Annotated in this window: 15 protein-coding genes; 6 read left to right on the top strand and 9 right to left on the bottom strand. The window is 72.7% G+C overall.

Annotated elements, in window-relative coordinates:
• Genes AOK03_RS20215 through AOK03_RS20200 form a run of 4 tightly spaced genes read right to left on the bottom strand, consistent with a single transcriptional unit; the run spans nt 1 to nt 4,832 of the window.
• Nucleotides 1-1,173 carry an XdhC family protein gene (locus AOK03_RS20215; RefSeq protein ID WP_055566715.1) on the bottom strand — a complete coding sequence of 391 codons (1,173 nt, stop codon included), beginning with the start codon at nt 1,171-1,173 and terminating at the stop codon, nt 1-3.
• Complete coding sequence (locus AOK03_RS20210) at nt 1,166-3,304, bottom strand: xanthine dehydrogenase family protein molybdopterin-binding subunit (protein WP_055566714.1); 2,139 nt, start codon at nt 3,302-3,304, stop codon at nt 1,166-1,168. The genes AOK03_RS20215 and AOK03_RS20210 overlap by 8 nt, the downstream gene beginning before the upstream one ends.
• Entirely contained in the window at nt 3,301-4,293 is a 993-nt protein-coding gene (locus AOK03_RS20205; RefSeq protein WP_055566713.1) for an FAD binding domain-containing protein, read from the bottom strand. The genes AOK03_RS20210 and AOK03_RS20205 overlap by 4 nt, the downstream gene beginning before the upstream one ends.
• A complete protein-coding gene (locus tag AOK03_RS20200; protein WP_055566712.1) occupies nt 4,290-4,832 on the bottom strand; it encodes a 2Fe-2S iron-sulfur cluster-binding protein in 543 nt (180 codons plus the stop codon). The genes AOK03_RS20205 and AOK03_RS20200 overlap by 4 nt, the downstream gene beginning before the upstream one ends.
• Nucleotides 4,833-5,087: 255 nt before the next feature.
• Between AOK03_RS20200 and AOK03_RS20195 the strand changes: the two genes are divergently transcribed.
• From AOK03_RS20195 to AOK03_RS20180, 4 genes are all read left to right on the top strand, one after another.
• A complete protein-coding gene (locus AOK03_RS20195) occupies nt 5,088-5,678 on the top strand; it encodes a TetR/AcrR family transcriptional regulator (protein WP_055566711.1) in 591 nt (196 codons plus the stop codon).
• 193 nt (nt 5,679-5,871) lie between these two features.
• Nucleotides 5,872-6,567: a type 1 glutamine amidotransferase domain-containing protein gene (locus tag AOK03_RS20190; RefSeq protein WP_055566710.1), complete on the top strand. Its 696-nt coding sequence runs from the start codon at nt 5,872-5,874 to the stop codon at nt 6,565-6,567.
• A 3-nt stretch (nt 6,568-6,570) separates the two neighbouring features.
• Nucleotides 6,571-7,149, top strand: a complete 579-nt coding sequence (locus tag AOK03_RS20185) for a TetR/AcrR family transcriptional regulator (protein ID WP_055566709.1) — start codon at nt 6,571-6,573, stop codon at nt 7,147-7,149.
• Between the two features lie 36 nt (nt 7,150-7,185).
• Nucleotides 7,186-8,526, top strand: a complete 1,341-nt coding sequence (locus AOK03_RS20180; protein ID WP_055566708.1) for an aldehyde dehydrogenase family protein — start codon at nt 7,186-7,188, stop codon at nt 8,524-8,526.
• Between the two features lie 4 nt (nt 8,527-8,530).
• Here the strand turns inward: AOK03_RS20180 and AOK03_RS20175 are convergent, their stop codons facing one another.
• The 4 genes from AOK03_RS20175 to AOK03_RS20160 form a co-directional block, all read right to left on the bottom strand.
• Nucleotides 8,531-9,115 (bottom strand): M15 family metallopeptidase, encoded by a 585-nt coding sequence (locus AOK03_RS20175; RefSeq protein WP_055566707.1) that lies wholly within the window; start codon nt 9,113-9,115, stop codon nt 8,531-8,533.
• Between the two features lie 340 nt (nt 9,116-9,455).
• Entirely contained in the window at nt 9,456-12,773 is a 3,318-nt protein-coding gene (locus AOK03_RS20170; protein WP_244177673.1) for an AfsR/SARP family transcriptional regulator, read from the bottom strand.
• A 150-nt stretch (nt 12,774-12,923) separates the two neighbouring features.
• On the bottom strand, nt 12,924-14,288 hold the full coding sequence (locus AOK03_RS20165) for an FAD-dependent oxidoreductase (protein WP_055566706.1): 1,365 nt from the start codon (nt 14,286-14,288) through the stop codon (nt 12,924-12,926).
• A 205-nt stretch (nt 14,289-14,493) separates the two neighbouring features.
• A complete protein-coding gene (locus tag AOK03_RS20160; protein WP_055566705.1) occupies nt 14,494-15,111 on the bottom strand; it encodes a TOPRIM nucleotidyl transferase/hydrolase domain-containing protein in 618 nt (205 codons plus the stop codon).
• Between the two features lie 81 nt (nt 15,112-15,192).
• Here AOK03_RS20160 and AOK03_RS20155 point away from each other — a divergent pair, with 81 nt between their 5' ends.
• Nucleotides 15,193-15,996, top strand: coding sequence for a methyltransferase domain-containing protein (locus AOK03_RS20155; RefSeq protein ID WP_055566704.1), 804 nt, complete (start codon nt 15,193-15,195; stop codon nt 15,994-15,996).
• 67 nt (nt 15,997-16,063) lie between these two features.
• On the opposite strand, the gene katG is transcribed toward AOK03_RS20155, so the two are convergent.
• Nucleotides 16,064-18,289, bottom strand: a complete 2,226-nt coding sequence (katG, locus tag AOK03_RS20150) for a catalase/peroxidase HPI (protein ID WP_055566703.1) — start codon at nt 18,287-18,289, stop codon at nt 16,064-16,066.
• 234 nt (nt 18,290-18,523) lie between these two features.
• Between katG and AOK03_RS20145 the strand changes: the two genes are divergently transcribed.
• The coding region (locus AOK03_RS20145) for a Fur family transcriptional regulator (RefSeq protein WP_055566737.1) at nt 18,524-18,899 on the top strand (376 nt) is incomplete at its 3' end.

Here is an 18,899-nt window from a genome sequence, read left to right as displayed (position 1 = left end):
TCAGACCATCGCGCCCGCCCGCGACGGGCCGCCGGGCACGTCGTGGTGGATCGGTGTCCGCGCACCGGTCAGCGGGCGGCCCGTGCCGCCCTGGCGTGCCGCGACGATCTCCGCCGCGATGGACACGGCGGTCTCCTCGGGCGTGCGGGCGCCGAGGTCGAGGCCGATCGGCGAGCGGAGCCTGGCCAGTTCGGTCTCGGTGACGCCCACCTCGCGCAGCCTGCGGTTGCGGTCCTCGTGGGTGCGGCGCGAGCCCATCGCGCCGACGAACGCGACGGGCAGCCGCAGGGCGGCCGCGAGCAGCGGCACGTCGAACTTGGCGTCGTGGGTGAGTACGCACAGGACGGTGCGGGGGTCCGTCTCGGTACTTCGGAGGTAGCGGTGCGGCCACTCGATCACGATGTCGTCGGCCTCCGGGAAGCGGGCCCGGGTGGCGAAGACGGGCCGTGCGTCGCAGACCGTCACGCGGTAGCCGAGGAACTTGCCCGCGCGGACGAGGGCCGCAGCGAAGTCGACGGCACCGAAGACGATCATGCGGGGCGGCGGCTGGCTCGACTCCACGAGGACCGTCACCGCGCTGCCGCAGTGCGCTCCGCTCTCGGAGACCACGAACTCGCCGGTGCGCCCCGCCGCGAGGAGGGCGCGGCTCTCCCCCACGGCGGTGCGGTCCAGGTCCGGGTGCCCGCCCAGCGTTCCTTCGTACGAGCCGTGCCGGCCATCCCCGTCGGGCCCTGCGGGGGCCACCAGGAACGGTCGGCCCAGCAGTTCCGCAGGGCCCCTGAACACCCGGGCCAGGGCCGCGGCCCCACCGCGGGCCGCGGCCGACAGGGCGGCGGCGAACACCGCCCTGTCGGGTGCGTCCGCGGCCACCGGGGCGACCAGGACCTCGATGACCCCGCCGCAGGTGAGCCCGACCGCGAAGGCGTCGTCGTCGCTGTAACCGAACCGCTCGACGACGGCTTCGCCCTGCTCCAGGGCTTGGACGCACAGGTCGTAGACCGCCCCCTCCACACAGCCGCCGGAGACCGAGCCGATGACCGTTCCCTCGCCGTCGACGGCCAGCGCGGCGCCGGGACCGCGCGGTGCGCTGCCGCCGACGGACACGACGGTGGCGACCGCGAAGTCCCGGCCCTCCTCGACCCAGCGGTTCAGGTCGGCGGCGATGTCAAGCACGGTGTTCTTCCCCGGTTACGGTCCCCGCCGCGAGGATGCGGTCGGGGCGGATGGGGAGGGACCGGTGGCGGACGCCGGTCGCGTGCCGGACCGCGTTGGCGATGGCCGCCGCGGCGCCCACGATGCCGATCTCCCCGACGCCCTTGATGCCCACGGGGTCCTCCGCGTCGGGGTCGTCGACCCAGTCCGCCTCGATGTGCGGCACGTCGGCGTGCGAGGCGATGTGGTACCCCGCGAGGTCGGGCCCCACGAGGCTGCCCGTCGCCGGGTCCCTGACGGCTTCCTCGTGCAGCGCCATGGACAGGCCCCAGGTCATGCCGCCGACCAGCTGGCTGCGCGCGGTCAGCGGGTTGACGATCCGGCCGGCCGCGAAGATGCCGAGCATGCGCCGTACGCGCACCTCGCCGGTGGTGACGTCCACGGCGACCTCGGCGAACTGCGCGCCGAAAGCGTGCCGTTCCTTCTGCGAGAGCGCTCCGATGACGTCGCTGGTGTCCGACCGCGCCGTGAGGCCCTCCGACGGAATGTCACCGCCGAGGAGCAGCTTCTCGCGCAGTTCGCGCGCCGCGAGCATGACGGCCCAGCCCCAGGAGCGGGTGCCCATGGAGCCGCCCGCGAGCATCGCGTGACCGAAGTCGCTGTCGGCGATGCGGACCCGGACGCGGTCCGTCGGCACTTCGAGGGCGTCCGCCGCGATCAGGGTGAGCGCGGTGCGTGCGCCGGTGCCGACGTCCGCCGCGGTGATGCGCACGGTGAAGGTCCCGTCGGCCTCCGCCGTCACCGCGGCCGTGCTCGGGGCGACGAGCACCGGGAAGGTGGCCGATGCGGTGCCGGTGCCCAGCAGCCAGCGGCCTTCGCGGCGCAGGCCGGGGCGCGGGTCGCGGTCCGCCCAGCCGAACCGGCGGGCGCCCTCTTCGAAGCACGCGAGCAGGTTGCGGCTGCTGAAGGGCAGACCGGAGACGGGGCCCACGTCCGGTTCGTTGCGGACCCGCAGCGCGATCGGGTCGATGCCGCACCGCTCCGCGAGTTCGTCGAGCGCGGACTCCACCGCGAAGGAGCCGGGCGCCTCGCCCGGGGCCCGTACCCAGGTCGGTGTCGGCAGGTCGAGGCGGACGACACGGTTGACGGTGTGGTGCGCGTCGGCCGCGTACATGGCACGCCCGAATCCGGCGCTCTCCTCGACGAACTCATGGACCGTCGACGACAGGCTCTGCGCCTGGTGGTCGAAGGCACGCAGCCGCCCGTCCGGGTCGGCGCCGAGCCGGACACGTTGCGTGGTGGGGCTGCGGTAGCCGATGAGCGAGAAGACCTGAGGGCGGGTCAGGACGACGCGCACAGGACGGTCGAGGGCGGTCGCCGCCATCACGGCGAGCACCTGGTGGGCCCGCGGTCCCTTGGACCCGAAGGCGCCGCCGACGTGCTCCGACTGCACCCGCACCGAGGCCGGGTCGAGGGAGAAGAGCTGCGCCAGTTCGCTCGCGACCCAGCTGCTGCCCTGGTTGGAGTCGACGACCTCCAGGCGGCCGCCGTCCCAGCGCGCCGTCGCGACGTGCGGCTCCATCGAGGTGTGATGCTCCTCGGGCGTCGTGTACTCGGCGTCCACGACGTGGGCGGAGGCGTCGAGCTGCGCCTCCAGGTCGCCCTTCGCCACGCGCATGCCGTCGGTCTCCGGCGTGTACGTGCCCGGTCGTCCCGCGGAGAAGGCGACGTCGTGCTGCTCCTGGTCGTAGTGGACCACGAGCGCCTCCGCGGCCTCCCTGGCCTGTTCGGACGTCTCGGCCACGACGAGCGCCACCGGCCAGCCCACGTAGGGCACCCGGTCGTGCTGGAAGACCTCGAGGACCGGGTCGGGCCGTCCGAGCATTCCCACGTAGTCCCCGTCGACGCGCGGCGCGTTCCCGTGGTGCAGCACGGACACGACGCCGGGCATCGCGAGGACGGGCTCGGTGTCGACCGAACGGACCCGGCCGCGGGCGATGGTGGACAGCACCAGCCAGCCGTGGGCGAGGTTCGTGAAGGGGATCTCGCCGGCGTAGCGGGCCGCTCCGGTGACCTTGTCGCGGCCCTCGATGCGGGTGTGCGGGGTGCCGACGGCGCCCGTCACCGCGGTGGTTGCGGTGGTCGTGGTCATCGGGCGGCCTCCTCGGTGAGTTCGGACAGCACGGCCACGACGAGGTTGCGCGTCAGCGTCACCTTGTAGCCGTTGTCGGGCAGCGTGCGGGCGGCCGCCAGTTCGGCGTCGGCCGCGGCGGCGAAGGCCTCGGCGGTCGCCGGGCCCCCGGTCAGCGCCCGCTCGGCAGCCCGGGCCCGCCACGGGCGGGACGCGACCGCGCCGATGCCGATGCGCACGTCTCGGACGACGCCGTCCCGTACGTCGAGGGCTGCGGCGATCGAGCCGATGGCGAACGCGTACGAGGCGCGCTCGCGCACCTTGCGGTAGCGGGAGACCGCGGCGACCGGGGCGGGCGCCAGGCTGACGTGGGTGATCAGGGCGCCGGACGGCAGCGCGGTCTCCAGGTGGGGGGTATCTCCCACGGGGAGGTAGAACTGGTCGATCGGCAACTCGCCCGGGCCGTCGGCCGTTTCGTAGTGGACGACCGCGTCGAGGGCCGTGAGGGCCACGCCCATGTCGGAGGGGTGGACGGCCACGCAGTGCTCCGTGGCGCCGAGGATCGCGTGGTTGTGGTGCTCGCCCTCGACGGCGGGGCAGCCGCTGCCGGGCTCGCGCTTGTTGCAGGGCTTGGTGAGGTCGGTGAAGTAGCCGCAGCGGGTGCGCTGGAGGAGGTTCCCGCCGACGGTCGCCATGTTGCGCAGCTGGCCCGATGCGCCGGCGAGGACCGCCTGCGTTAGCGCCGGGTAGCGGCGGCGCACGTCGGGGTGGGCGGCGAGGTCGCTGTTGGTGACGGTCGCGCCGATGCGCAGTCCGCCGTCCTCGGTGGTCTCGATGGTGTCCAGGGGCAGTTCGCGTACGTCGACGAGGAGCCCTGGCCGCTCCACGCCGCTCTTCATCAGGTCGACGAGGTTGGTGCCGCCGCCCAGGTAGCGGGCGTCGGGGTCGGCGCCGAGCACGGCGACCGCCCCGGACACGTCGTGGGCCCGCTGGTAGCCGAAGTCCCTCATGCTGCTCCCTCTTCTGCGCGGGCGGCCTCCGCCACGGCCTGCACGATCGACACGTACGCACCACAGCGGCACAGGTTGCCGCTCATCCGCTCGCGGATCTCCTCGGCGGTGAGCTCGGGCACGCCCGCCTCGGGCCGCACATCGGCGGTGGCGGCGCTCGGCCAGCCCGCGGCGTGCTCCTCCAGCGCGCCGAGGGCGGAACAGATCTGTCCCGGTGTGCAGTAGCCGCACTGGAAGCCGTCGCGGTCGAGGAAGGCCTGCTGGACGGGGTGCAGCCGGTCGCCGTCCGCGACGCCCTCGATGGTGGTGATCTCGCGGCCCTCGGAGGCGACCGCGAGGGTCAGACAGGAGACGGCCCGGCGGCCGTCGACGAGCACCGTGCAGGCCCCGCACTGGCCTTGGTCGCACCCCTTCTTGGTGCCGGTCAGATCGAGCCGCTCACGCAGTGCGTCGAGCAGGGTGGTGCGGTGGTCGACGGACAGTGTGTGCTTCTCACCGTTGATGTTCAGGGTGACGGCACTGGACGTCGATGGAGCCATGAGCAGCCTTCTTTCGCGAATCGCGTAGATCGAGGCGTTCCCGGCGGGAGGTTCGGGAAGTGATGGCGCTGTACAGGATGAGGAGGTGGCCGCCGCTTGGGCAGCAGGGGTCCCCAGCGGGCATGTCTGCGGTATGGTGAGCCTAAGTGGACAGCTGTCCGTTAACCGTCGAACTTAGCGGACAGTTGTCCGCTCAGCAAGGCACAACCAGGCCGTGACGCGTGGAATCGGCCATGACGCGCCGAAGGAGAGCGAATGGGTCAGCACAAGACCCCGCCCCTGCGCTCGGACGCGCAGCGCAATCGCGAGCGGATCCTCGAAGTCGCCCTGGCGGAGCTGACACTGGCCAGCGACGCCCCGCTCAGCCTGATCGCGAAGAAGGCCGGCGTCGGGCAGGGCACGTTCTACCGCAACTTCCCGAACCGCGAGTCGCTCGTCCTCGAGGTGTACCGATACGAGGTCCAGCAGGTCTCCGACGCCGCCTGCCAGTTGCTGGCGAGCCGGGCACCGGACCGGGCCCTGCGGGAGTGGATGGACCGCCTCGTCCGGTACGCGATGGCCAAGGCGGGTCTCGCCGAGGCGATCCGCAAGGCGACGAGCACGCTCGGCAGCCTGGCCGGGGTCGGACCCGGCCCGCTGACCGAGGCGGTCGGCCACCTGCTGCGGGCGAACGAGGAGGCCGGGACCATCCGGCCCGGGGTGACCCCCGACGACTTCCTGCTCGCCATCGCCGGCCTCTGGCACATCGACCCGCACGACGACTGGGAGTCCCGGGCCGGCCGGCTGATGGACCTCGTCATGGACGGACTGCGGGTCGGCGCTCCCGGGCACCCGAAGCACGGCTGATACAGCACGTCTCCAGGAGCGGGCGGGACCGTCCCGAGGCGCGCCATCGGTTTTCCGATACCTCCCATCGGTTTCCTCATTGGATACCTATGCCCGATGGATTTACGTTTGGGGACATCGCGCACTGACGTTCTGACTCCAGAACGTCAGAGTGACCGGAACGTCAGACCGTCCGCCCATCGGAGGCCCCCGCATGTCGAAGATCCTGTTCGTAGTCACCGGCGTCGACCACTGGACCCTGGCCGACGGAACCCCGCATCCGACCGGCTTCTGGGCCGAGGAGGCCGTCGCGCCGTACGAGGCGTTCAAGGCCGCCGGTCACGAGATCGTCGTCGCCACCCCCGGCGGCGTCGTCCCGACCGTCGACGGCGGCTCGCTCGCCCCCGAGTTCAACGGCGGGCAGGAGGGCGCCGTCAGGGTCGCCGCCGCGCTCGCCGCGTTCACCGCGCTCCAGCACCCGGTCAAGCTGGCGGAGGTGGACCTCGACGACTACGCCGCCGTCTTCTACCCCGGCGGCCACGGCCCCATGGAGGACCTCGCCCTCGACGCCGATTCCGGCAGGCTGCTCACCCGCGCCCTGGCGACGGACAAGCCGCTCGGGATCGTCTGCCACGCCCCGGCCGCGCTCCTCGCCGCCGTCTCCGCCGACGGCACGCCTGCCTTCGCGGGCTACCGCCTCACCGGATTCAGCAACGTCGAGGAGGCCCAGGCCGGATTCGCCGACCGGGCGAAGTGGCTGCTCCAGGACCGCCTGGTGCAGGGCGGTGCCGACTTCCAGGAGGGCGAGCCCTGGGCCCCGCACGTGGTCGTCGACCGCAACCTGGTCACCGGCCAGAACCCCGCCTCCGCCGCCCCGCTCGCCGTGGAGCTGCTCGGGAAGCTGGCCTGACCCATGGGCACCGACCGGCTCGACGAGGTCCTCGACGCCGCCTACGACTGCCTGACGCGGTACGGCGTGCGACGCACCACGATGGACGACATCGCCTCCGCCATGGGCGTGTCCCGGTCCGCCGTCTACCAGTACGTACGCAGCAAGGACGACGCCTTCCGCAGGCTCGCCGGACGCCTCCACGAGCAGGCGCTCCGGCGGGCCCGGGAGGCGGTCACCACCGACGCCCCGTACACGGAGAGGCTCCACGGCGTCCTGGCCGCCAAGCTCGACCTCGTGCTCCAGCTGGCCGGGGACTCCCCGCACGCCGCGGAGCTGCTCGACGAGAAGGCCCGCCTGTTCGGCGACATCTGCACATCGTTCACGGCGGAGCTGCGCGACCTGCTCACCGCCCTGTTCACCGAGGCGGGCACGGTCGCGGGTGTCGAGCCCGCCCGGGCCGCCGACATCTGCGTCGCACTGGTCGTCGGCCTGGAACGGGCGGCCGCCCCCCGAAGCCTCCTGGCCACCGCCACCGACGTCCTCGCCGCAGGTCTGCTCGGCACCCCCGCCACGGCCGACCGCGGCACCACCCAGCACTGATCAGCACAGCACACAGCACCCCCCTGAGGACCCCCCATGACCACCGACGTCACCCCCACCGACCGGACCGCTGCCCTGGTCGCCCGGCTGCGCGCGACCTTCGCCACCGGCCGCACCCGGCCCCTCGCCTGGCGCCGGGAGCAGCTGACCCGGCTGCGCGCACTGTTCACCGAGAACCGCGAGGCCATCGCGGACGCGCTGCACAGCGATCTGCACAAGCCGCGCCCCGAGGCGTACGGCGCCGAGATCGACCTGCCCGTGCACGAGATCGACCACACGCTGGCGCACCTCACCCAGTGGCTGGCACCGCAGGAACTGGACCGGTCCTCCCTCGCCGGGCTGCCCGAGGGATCCACGGCCGGTACGCAGTACGAGCCGCTGGGCACCGTGCTAGTCATCGCCCCCTGGAACTACCCGGTCCAGCTGTCCCTCGTACCGGTCGCGGGAGCGCTCGCCGCCGGCAACACGGTGATCCTCAAGCCGAGCGAACTGGCCCCGGCCACCTCGGAGCTGATGGCGCGCCTCGTACCGGAGTATCTGGATCCGGAGGCGGTCGCCGTCGTCGAGGGCGGCGTTCCCGAGACCACGGCGCTGCTAGCCCAGCGCTTCGACCACATCTTCTACACCGGCAACGGCACGGTCGGCCGCATCGTGATGCGTGCCGCCGCCGAGCACCTCACCCCCGTCACCCTCGAACTGGGCGGCAAGTCGCCGGTGTTCGTCGACCGGGACGCGGACGTGGCGACCGTCGCCGCCCGTCTCGCCGATGCCAAGTTCCGCAACGCCGGGCAGACCTGCGTGGCGCCGGACTACGTCCTGACCGACCCGGCCACCGCCCGCGCCCTCGAAGTCGCGCTCGCGGAGGCCGTGGAGCGGCTCTTCGGCGCCGATCCGCAGTCCTCTCCGGCGTACGGCCGGATGGTGAACCAGCGGCACTTCGACCGCGTGAGCGCCCTGCTCGGTTCCGGCACGACGGCGTTCGGCGGGCAGACCGACCGGGACGACGTGTACATCGCGCCGACCGTCCTGACCGGGGTGACCGCGGACGACCCCGTCATGGGCGAGGAGATCTTCGGCCCGGTCCTGCCCATCGTCGAGGTCGGGGGCCTGGACGAGGCCATCACCTTCATCAACGACCGCGACAAGCCGCTGGCCCTGTACGGCTTCACGGAGAACGAGACGACTCGGCGTCGCCTCGCCGCCGAGACCTCGTCCGGCGGGCTCGGCTTCGGACTGCCGATGGCGCATCTGCGCGTGTCCGACCTGCCGTTCGGCGGTGTCGGCGAGAGCGGCCTCGGCAGCTACCACGGCCCGCACTCCATCGCCGCGTTCAGCCACCTCCGCGCCCGCCTCGACGTGCCGCTGGGCTCCGCCTGACGCGTCAGGCCATCGCTCCGTAATGGGCATGCGGAGCGCCGGTCACGAAGGCCCAGTAGCGGTCGCCGTAGGACCAGTGCCACCACTGCCCGGGGTAGTTCACCAGGCCCGCGGTGGCCAGGGCCGCGGTGAGGGTGCGGCGGTTGCGGCGGGCCGTGGCGGAGAGGCCGTCGGCGTCGGTGCGGCAGGCGCCGTCGCTCTCCGCGGGGTCGGCGTGCACCGGTGTGCCCAGGTCGAGTTCGGCGCCGTCGGTGGTGCACAGGGTGATGTCGACGGCCGCACCCGCGACGTGCGGGGCGGCCTCGGGCGGCGCCGGGGAGCGGCGCTCCTCGAAGTACTTGGCCTGCAGGTCGAACGGCCGGTACCCCTCGGTGATCAGCAGGCGCAGCCCTTCGGGGAGCAGCCGGGCGGCGCGGGCGAGCCGCCAGGCGACGCCCTCGCGCAGCTGGGCGTACGCACCCTCCGGGTCGGCGAGGCGGTCGTCGACGTCCACGAAGGGCAGGTGGCGAAGGTCGACGAGGGCTTCGCCGCAGTCACGGACGGGGATGCCGACGACTCCGGGATCGTTCATGAGGATGATCGGCGACATGCTCGGCCCCCCATGGTGACGTCGGTCTTCGCGGCGAGGGGCACAGCCCCGGGGGCGGGCCGCGGCCCGTCCCCGGAGTCCCCCGATACTGCAGCGGCTCCACGCGCCGCACGGCCCATGCGGCCGAGACTGACCCGGTCGTATGAGCCGTGCGCGCAACAGCGGCCTTTCCCCCGATGCTCCCCCGTATCCCCCGTTGGCTCCCCCGTTGCTGTCGGCCTCAGTGCGCCGCCGACACGTAGAGCCTGACGCCGTGCGCTGCAAGTTCTCTGCAAATCCGCGCCAAGTGCACTGTGGGAGTGCTCATTTCAAAGGCCCGCCGGTTCATGTGTCTGACCGCTCACGGGCCCGGCTCGTGTCGCTCGCGTGCCTCGTACGCCGTGAAGACGTCCCGCGCCTCGGCACGCAGCGCGACCGCGGCCGCCCGCTCGCCCGCGGCCTCCCGGGCCGCGGCGAGATCGCGCAGAGTGCGGGCCCGGGCCAGCGGCAGGTCCAGGACCTCCCAGAGGGCGACCGCCCGGGTGAGCCGTCGCTCGGCTGCGGCGATGCGGCCGTCGACGAGCTCGCACTCGCCGAGCGTGCGCAGGGCGAGTGCCTCCCCGAAGCGGTCGCGGTGTGCCCGGCAGGTGTCCAGGACGCCGCGCAGCTCGACGGCGGCCGCGGCGGCATTCCCCAGCCTCATGCGGCACTTGGCGCGCGCCTGCACCGCGTAGGCCGCCATCAGCGAGTCCCCGATCCCGGTGAGGAGCGTCACCGCCCGGTCGGCGAGCCGCTCGGCTTCGGCGTACGCGCCGAGCGCGCGGTGCACGAGACTCAGCGAGCGCAGCGTGAGCGCCTCGCCCCGTCGGCTGCCGAGCCTGCGGTACGCGCGCAGGGACTCGTCGAGGAGCGTGAACGCCGCCTCGTCCTCGCCGAGTTCGAGGTGGACGGTTCCCGCGAAGCGGCAGGAGAGGCCGAGGCCCGGGTCGTCCTGGAGCTCACGGAAGCCTTCGACGGCCCGGGCCAGCACGCCGAGCGCGGCCCGCAGGCGCCCCGCTTCGCGCAGGGCGCTCCCGAGTCCGGCGAGGGCGGCGGCCCGGCCGCGCGCGTCCCCGAGGTCGGCGCAGATCCCGGACGCCTGCCGGAAGTAGTCCTGCGACTCGGTGAACCGGTCCTGTTCGTAGCGGAGTTGGCCGAGGCCGATGAGCAGCAGGGCCTCGCCGGAGCGGTCCTCGGCGCGCCGGGCGGCGGCCAGTGCCGCGTCGTGGCTGCGCCACCAGGCCTCGAAGCGGTTGCCGACGGCGTACGCGGACGAGCACAGGGCGGCCGCGGCCTCGCAGGCCAGGGTGTGCAGGTCGAAGGCCGCGGCCCGTTCGACGGCGGCGGCGAACGCGTCGGCCTCGGCCTCGAACCAGGCGGCCGGGTCGGCGAGCGCCCGCCTGGTGGCCGCGGGGCCGACGGGCCGCACGTGGTGGCCCTGGGCCCCGGCCGCCGCGCCGACCGGGCCAGAGTCCAGGAAGCCGCGGTGCAGTTCGACGGCGCCGGACGGCGTGGCCGAGGCGACGCGTCCGGTGAGCCAGAGTCCGGCGCCGAGGGCCCGGCCGACGGCGGCGGAACGTTCGGCGGGGGTGTCCTCGGCCTCGGCGCGTTCGGCGGCGTACACACGCACGAGGTCGTGCGGCCGGTAGCGGGGCTGCCCGGCGCGGTCCACCAGGGTGCAGTGCAGGAGCTGGGCATCGATGAGCTGCTCCACGACGCGGTCCGCTTCGGCCTCCGGCACGTCGAGCAGTGCGGCGACCACCCAGGACGCGACGTCGGGCGCGGCGAGCAGGCCGAGGCGGCGCAGGGCGGTCCGGGAGGCGGTGTCCAGGGCGCGGTAGCTCAGGCCGAGGCCCGCCCTGACCTCCAGGTCGCCGACGGCGAGTTCGTCCAGGCGGTGGTGTTCGTCGGCGAGCCGGTCGGCGAGCGTCCGCGCCGACCAGTGGCTGCGGGTGGCGAGGCGGGCGCCCGCGATGCGCAGGGCCAGCGGGAGCCCGCCGCACAGGTCCACGATGCGGCGGGCGGCCTCCGGATCGTCGCGCACGCGCTGTTCGCCCGCGACCCTGGCGAGCAGGTCGGTGCCGGGCGCCGAGTCCAGGACGTCCAGGTCGGTGCGGTGGGTGCAGGGCAGCGCGCCGAGGCGGGCGCGGGCGGTGATCAGCACCCCGCAGGTGGCGCTCCCCGGGAGTAAGGGTCGCACCTGGGACTCGCTGCCCGCGTCGTCGAGGACGAGCAGGATGCGGCGCCCCGCGACGAGGCTGCGGAAGAGGTCGCGTCGTTCGGCGTCCCCCTCCGGAGGGTCTGCGCCCAGGGCGCGCAGCAGTCGGCCGAGCACCTCGCAGGGGGCCACGGGGTCGGTGGCGCCCCGCAGTTCGGCGTAGAGCTGTCCGTCGGGGTACGCGTCGGCGATCCGATGGGCGGCGGTGACGCCGAGGACGGACTTGCCGATGCCGCCGGGCCCGGAGATGACGACGACGGGCACGGCCTGGCGCGGTCCGGGGCCTGTCAGCGCGGCCTGCACCTCGCCGAGCTGCGCCTCGCGTCCGGTGAAGTCCCCGATGGCGGGCGGCAGGAGGGCGGGTGCGGGAGGCGGAGGCTCGGCGCCGGGCACGCTGCCGGTGGGGCTCTCGGCGCTGGTGGAGACGGTGTTGGGCGCTTCCGTGTCCGTGGCGGGCCCTTCCGTGTCCCGGGTGTCACGGGTGTAAGGGGTGTCACGGGTAGGCGCCCCCTCCCCCGGGCCGGGCAGCAGGGAGGCGTCCGCCCGAAGGATGGCCTCGTGCATCGACCTGAGCCCCGGCCCCGGGTCGATGCCCAGCTCCTCCGCGAGTACGTCGCGCCCGTCCGTGTACACCGCGAGGGCGTCGGCCTGTCGGCCCAGCCGGTAGAGAGCGAGCATGAGTTGGGCCCGCAGCCGCTCGCGGGTGGGGTGCGTGACGACCAGTGCGGTGAGCTCTCCGACCAGCTCCGTCTCGCGGCCCGCCTGGGCGAGTTCGGCGCCGATCCGTTCCTCCAGGGCGGCCTGCCGGGCCTCCTCCAGGTGGTCGGCCATGGCGCGCAGCGTCTCGCCGATCCCGCCGAGCGCGGGGCCGCGCCACAGCGCGAGGGCCTCGCTGAGCAGCCGGGCCGCCACGGCGTGGTCGCCCGCGGCGGCCGCCCGCCGCCCCCGGGCCGTCAGCCGTTCGAACGCCGCGCGGTCGACGACCTCGGCGTCCGCGTGGATCAGATAGCCGGGCGGTTGTGTCTCGATGACGTCGGCGGACAGGGCTCGGCGCAGCGCGGAGACGTAGGACTGGATCAGGGATCTCGCGGTGTCCGGCGGGTTGTCGCCCCAGATCACGTCGATGAGTGCCTCGGCGGAGACCACGCGCCCGGGCTCCAGGAGCAGCGCCGCGAGCAGCGCACGGGGCTTGGGGCCACCGAGGGTGAGCCGACGGCCCGCGCGCCAGGCTTCGACCGGTCCCAGCAAGCGGTAGCGCATGTCCGGGTGAGCGCCGTACGCGCCGTCCGTTCCGTACACACCGTCCGCGCCGTTCACGCCCTGCACGCCGTTCACGCCCAGCTCCATGGGTCCTGCCCCGTACCGCCCCCGCTCCCCGATCTCCCCATCCGGCCCGGCGCACAGCGCTCCGGTCCGGCTCACCGATCGACTGGTCATGGTACGTGGGCGCGACCCCGACCCGCCTGCGTACACGGCTAATCAGGCCAGCCCGGCGGCACGGCACGACAGCCGCCGGGCCGCCGGCCTCGGCACCCTCGGGCACCTCGGCCGACGGCCCGACGGCTCGGAGCGTTACGCGCCGCTCGCCTTGAGCATGTCCTCGCGCTCGACGATCTTCACGCGCTCACGGCCCTGCGGCTCGCCGAGCGACTTCTCCGCGGCGTCGAGGCGGTACCAGCCGTCCCACGTGGTGAAGCGGACGTTGCGCTCACCGAGGAAGGCGTCCACGGCCTCCGGCTCGGGCGAGGCGGGGGTGTGCAGTCGGCCGTTCTCGCGGTCGTCGAGGAGGCTGGCGACGGTCTCGTTGGCGTCGCCCTTGGTGTGGCCGATGAGGCCCACGGGGCCACGCCGGATCCAGCCGGTGACGTACGTCGACTGGAGGTGCTCGCCGGACTCCTCGATCACGCGGCCCGCCTCGTCCGGAACCGTGCCGGACGTGACGTCCCAGGGCAGCTTGGGGAGTTCGTCGGAGAGGTAGCCGACGGCGCGGTAGACCGCCCCGAGGTCCCAGTCCTTGAACTCTCCGGTGCCCTTGACGTTGCCGGTGCCGTCGAGCGCGGTGCGCTCGGTGCGCAGGCCGACGACCTTGCCGTCCTCGCCGAGGATCTCGGAGGGCGACTCGAAGAAGTGCAGGAACAGCTTGTGCGGGCGGTCGCCGATGTCGCGGATGGCCCAGTTCTCCAGGGTCTTGGCGACCATGTCGGCCTGCTTGTTGCCGCGCCGGGTCGCGATCGAGCCGTCGTCGTAGTCGATGTCCTCGGGGTCGACGATGACCTCGATGTTGGGCGAGTGGTCCAGCTCGCGCAGCTCCATCGGGCTGAACTTCGCCTGCGCGGGGCCGCGGCGGCCGAAGACGTGGACCTCCAGCGCCTTGTTGGCCTTGAGCCCGTCGTGGACGTTGGCCGGGATCTCGGTGGGCAGCAGCTCGTCGGCGGTCTTGGCGAGGATGCGTGCCACGTCGAGCGCCACGTTGCCGACGCCGAGGACGGCGACCTTCTCCGCCTCCAGCGGCCAGGTGCGCGGCACGTCGGGGTGCCCGTCGTACCAGGACACGAAGTCCGCGGCGCCGTACGAGCCGTCGAGGTCGATGCCCGGTATGTCGAGGGCGCGGTCCGCGGTGGCACCCGTGGAGAAGATCACCCCGTCGTAGAAGCTGCGCAGGTCGTCCAGGCTGATGTCGCGCGGGTAGTCGACGTTGCCGAAGAGGCGGATCTGGGGCTTGTCGAGCACCTGGTGCAGGGCCGTGATGATGCCCTTGATCCGGGGGTGGTCGGGGGCGACGCCGTAGCGGATCAGACCGAACGGCGCGGGCATCCGCTCGAAGAGGTCGATCGACACACCCGGCTCGACCGCCACTGCGGATTTGAGCAGCGCGTCGGCGGCATAGATCCCGGCGGGGCCGGCTCCGACAATGGCTACCCGCAGAGGGCGAGGCATGTTGAGGTTCCCTTCGAGCGGTGATGGAGTGACTCAAGGGGAAGCCTAAACTAAGGCAAGCCTAACCAAGTAGGCGGGTCATATTTATGACCCCATAAGGCAGCCTTATGAGTCCTACCCTACGCCGCAGGGGTTCCGGGACGTGCCCCGGGGGCCCGTACGTGCACCTGGGCCTGCGTCGTCACCTCGCCCGACGCCGCCCCGCTCACACGCTCGCGAACAGCCCGTCCAGCGGAGCCGGCACCTCGCCGGGAGCGAGCGCCGCCGTCAGCAAGTGACCGTAACGGATCTTGCGTCCCTTCTTGGTGCCGAGGAAGCGCCGCAACTGCTGATGCCGCGGCCTGCCCTGGTGGGCGGGCTGGCGCTGCAGCGTCTGCCAGGCGCGCAGATCGCCCTCCTCCCCGATGATCTCCTCGACCCTCGCCGTACCCAGCGCCCGGATGAGCTCGTCCTCCAGGTCCGCCGCACAGACGTAGATGTCCTGCCGCGACGCCCCGGCCCTCTCGAGCCCGCGATCGTAGAAGCGCTGCTCGCCCACGTCGCACAAGCCCGTCAGGCGCAGACCGAGACCGGTTGGTCCGAGGAGACCGGCGTACCGCCCGACGCTCATCGCCCCGCCCATCGGTACGACGCACACCCCCTCGGCGGCCAGGTCCCGGCCGCGCCGCGCGGCCAGTGCCTCGACCGCCGCGAGGTCGCTCGGCCCCTCCAGGAGCACCGCCGTCCGCAGCCCCAGGCGCACGGCCAGGTCACTCGCCGGTCCGCCGGGACCACCCGCCGCCCAACCGCTCACCGCGTCCCGGAACGCCCACATGTCCGCCATGCCACGAGTCTGCACGTCAGCCGCCCGACACGGCACCGAATATCGACGGCCGACGGCGACACTCCCCCCGACAATCCTCTTATGACACGCGAGAACGACTACCTCCTCGACAACGCACGGTCCGAGGCGGGCATCCGTTTCGACGCACTGAGCGAGCTCTTCGACCCCGTGACCTTCCGGCACGCCGAGACCCTGGGGATCGCTTCGGGGTGGCAGTGCTGGGAGGTCGGAGCGGGTGGCCCGTCGGTCGTGACGTGGCTGGCCGACCGGGTCGGGCCGGCCGGCCGGGTGCTGGCGACCGACATCGACACCTCCTGGGCCTCTCGGGCGACGGGCGGGGCCGTCGAGGTGCTCCGCCACGACGTGGGCCGGGACGCCCCGCCGGCGACCGGCCTCGACTTCGTGCACGCCCGGCTGGTGCTGGTGCACGTGGCCGACCGGGAGCGGGCCCTGAGCGCGATGGTCTCCGCGCTGCGGCCGGGCGGCTGGCTGCTCCTCGAGGACGCCGATCCGGCGTCGCAGCCACTGATCTGCCTGGACGAGTACGGGCCGGAGCAGGCGTTGGCCAACAGGCTGCGCACCGGGTTCCGTTCCCTGCTCGCGGCCCGTGGCGCCGACCTGTCCTACGGCCGCAAACTCCCCCGGTTGCTGCGGGAGTCGGGCCTGACCGACGTCACCGCCGACGCCTACTTCCCGATCACGTCCCCGGCCTGCGACGTCCTGGAGGCGGCGACGGTACGGCACGTCCGCGAACAGCTCGTCTCGGCGGGACTCGCCACCGACGAGGAGATCGACCGGCATCTCGCGAACGTCACGTCGGGCCGCCTCGACCTCGCCACATCACCGATGGTCTCCGCGTGGGGCCGACGCCCCGCTATCGGCTGACCGGCGCGTCCAGGTCGACCCATCCTGAAAGCGCCGATCAGCCGGTCAGCCGGTCAGCCGGTCAGCGTCACGCGACGTCGAACCGGTCGAGGTTCATGACCTTGACCCACGCCGCGACGAAGTCCTGCACGAACTTCTTCTTCGCGTCGTCGCTCGCGTAGACCTCGGCGAGTGCGCGCAGCTCGGAGTTGGAGCCGAAGACCAGGTCGGCCCGGGTCCCGGTCCACTTGACCGCGCCGGAGGCGTCGCGGCCCTCGAACGTGTCCTGGGCCTCGGACGTCGACTTCCACTCCGTGTCCAGGTCGAGCAGGTTGACGAAGAAGTCGTTGGTCAGGGTCCCGGGGCTCGTGGTGAGGACGCCGTGCTTGGAGCCCTGGTGGTTCGCGCCGAGGACGCGCAGACCGCCGACAAGGACCGTCAGCTCCGGCGCGCTGAGGGTGAGCAGGTTCGCCTTGTCGAGCAGCAGGTACTCGGCGGGCAGACGGTTGCCCTTGCCCACGTAGTTGCGGAACCCGTCGGCGGACGGCTCGATCTCGGCGAACGACTCGACGTCGGTCTGTTCCTGCGACGCGTCGACGCGGCCCGGCGTGAAGGCCACCTCGACGTCGAAGCCCGCGTCCTTGGCGGCCTGCTCGACGGCCGCGCTGCCCGCGAGCACGATCAGGTCGGCCAGCGAGACCTGCTTGCCGTCCGTGCGGGACGAGTTGAAGGACTCCTGGATGCCCTCCAGGGCACTCAGGACCGTCGCCAGCTCGTCCGGGTTGTTGACCTCCCAGCCGCGCTGCGGCTCCAGACGGATCCGCGCGCCGTTGGCGCCGCCGCGCTTGTCGCTGCCACGGAACGACGAGGCCGCCGCCCACGCGGTGGACACGAGCTGGGACACCGACAGGTCCGAGGCGAGGATCTGCGCCTTGAGGGCGGTGACGTCCCCGGCGTCGATGCTCTCGTACGACACCTCGGGCAGCGGGTCCTGCCACACCAGCGTCTCGCTGGGGACCTCCGGGCCGAGGTAGCGCACCTTCGGGCCCATGTCGCGGTGGGTCAGCTTGAACCAGGCACGCGCGAAGGCGTCCGCGAACGCGTCGGGGTCGTCCTTGAAGCGCCGCGAGATCTGCTCGTAGACCGGGTCGAGGCGGAGCGACAGGTCGGTCGTCAGCATCGTCGGGGCATGGGTCTTGGAGGCGTCGAAGGCGTCGGGGACGGTGCCCGCGCCCGCGCCGTCCTTCGGCCGCCACTGGTGCGCGCCCGCGGGGCTCTTGAAGAGCTCCCACTCGTATCCGAAGAGGATCTCGAAGAAGCTGTTGTCCCACGTCGTGGGCGTGTCGGTCCAGATGCCCTCGAGGCCACTGGTGATCGCGTCGGCGCCGACGCCGGTACCGTGCGTGCTCCGCCAGCCCAGGCCCATCTGCTCCATCGGGGCGGCCTCGGGGTCGTCGCCGACCGCGTCGGCCGGACCGGCGCCGTGGGTCTTGCCGAAGGTGTGACCGCCCGCGATGAGGGCGACCGTCTCCTCGTCGTTCATCGCCATCCGGCGGAACGTCTCACGGATGTCGCGGGCCGCGGCGATCGGGTCCGGAGTGCCGTTCGGGCCCTCCGGGTTGACGTAGATGAGGCCCATCTGGACCGCGCCGAGCGGGTTCTCCAGCTCACGGTCGCCGGTGTAGCGCTCGTCGCCGAGCCAGTCGGTCTCGGGACCCCAGTAGACGTCCTCGTCGGGCTCCCACACGTCGGCGCGCCCGCCGCCGAAGCCGAAGGTCTTGAAGCCCATCGACTCCAGGGCGACGTTGCCGGTGAGGATGAGCAGGTCGGCCCACGAGAGCGCCTGGCCGTACTTCTTCTTGACCGGCCACAGCAGACGGCGGGCCTTGTCGAGGCTGGCGTTGTCCGGCCAGCTGTTCAGCGGCGCGAAGCGCTGCTGGCCGGCGCCGGCGCCGCCGCGGCCGTCGCTGATCCGGTAGGTGCCGGCGCTGTGCCACGCCATGCGGATCATGAAGGGGCCATAGTTGCCGAAGTCGGCGGGCCACCAGTCCTGGGAGGTCGTGAGCACCTCGGCGATGTCCCGCTTCACGGCGGGGAGGTCGAGGGTCTTGAACGCCGCGGCGTAGTCGAACTCCTCGCCCAGCGGGTTGGCCACGGCGGGGTTCTTGGCCAGGATCTTCAGGTTGAGACGCTCCGGCCACCACTGCCGGTTTCCACCGCCCTGGGTCGGGTGCGGCGCGCGGTGCGCGACCGGGCAGCCGCCCGTCTCCTCCGGCTTGGGGTCGGTGACGATTGCATCGTGGTTCTCAGTCATGGGAATCCTTCCGGAGAGGGCGGATCGCGGTGCTCAAGAGCTGAGGGTGATGGAGCAGGTGCACGCGCGGGTCGGAAGGCGATCCGGTGAAGCCATGTGTCGTTCCGTGCCGTTGCCCTGTCCCTTGGCTGTCAGCCAGATCCGATCCTACGATGGACGAAATCCAAGTCAATACGACAGACAGGCGCACGCACATTCATTCGCAAGGCCTATGCACAGTGAGGGTTGGTGGTCATGAGTGACCTGCTGCAACGGCTCCGCGGACGCGGCTGGCGGATGACCGCCCAGCGCCGCGTGGTCGCCGAGGTGCTCGCCGGTGAACACGTCCACCTGACCGCCGACGAGGTCCTCGCCCAGGCCGCTCTCCGCCTGCCGGAGATCTCCCGCGCCACCGTCTACAACACCCTCGGCGAGCTCGTCCTGCTCGGTGAGGTGATCGAGGTCGCCACCGACGGCCGCGCCAAGCGCTACGACCCCAACGCCCACCGCCCCCACCAGCACCTGGTGTGCTCGGGCTGCGGCGCGATCCGGGACGTCCACCCCGTCGGCGACCCCCTCACCGACCTGCCGCCCTCCGAGCGGTACGGCTTCACCGTGTCCGCGGCCGAGG

The organism is Streptomyces atriruber, from assembly GCF_001418325.1.
GTDB lineage: Bacteria > Actinomycetota > Actinomycetes > Streptomycetales > Streptomycetaceae > Streptomyces > Streptomyces atriruber.
The sequence above is the reverse complement of the archived record's forward strand: the minus strand, read 5'-3'. Positions and strand labels throughout refer to the sequence as shown.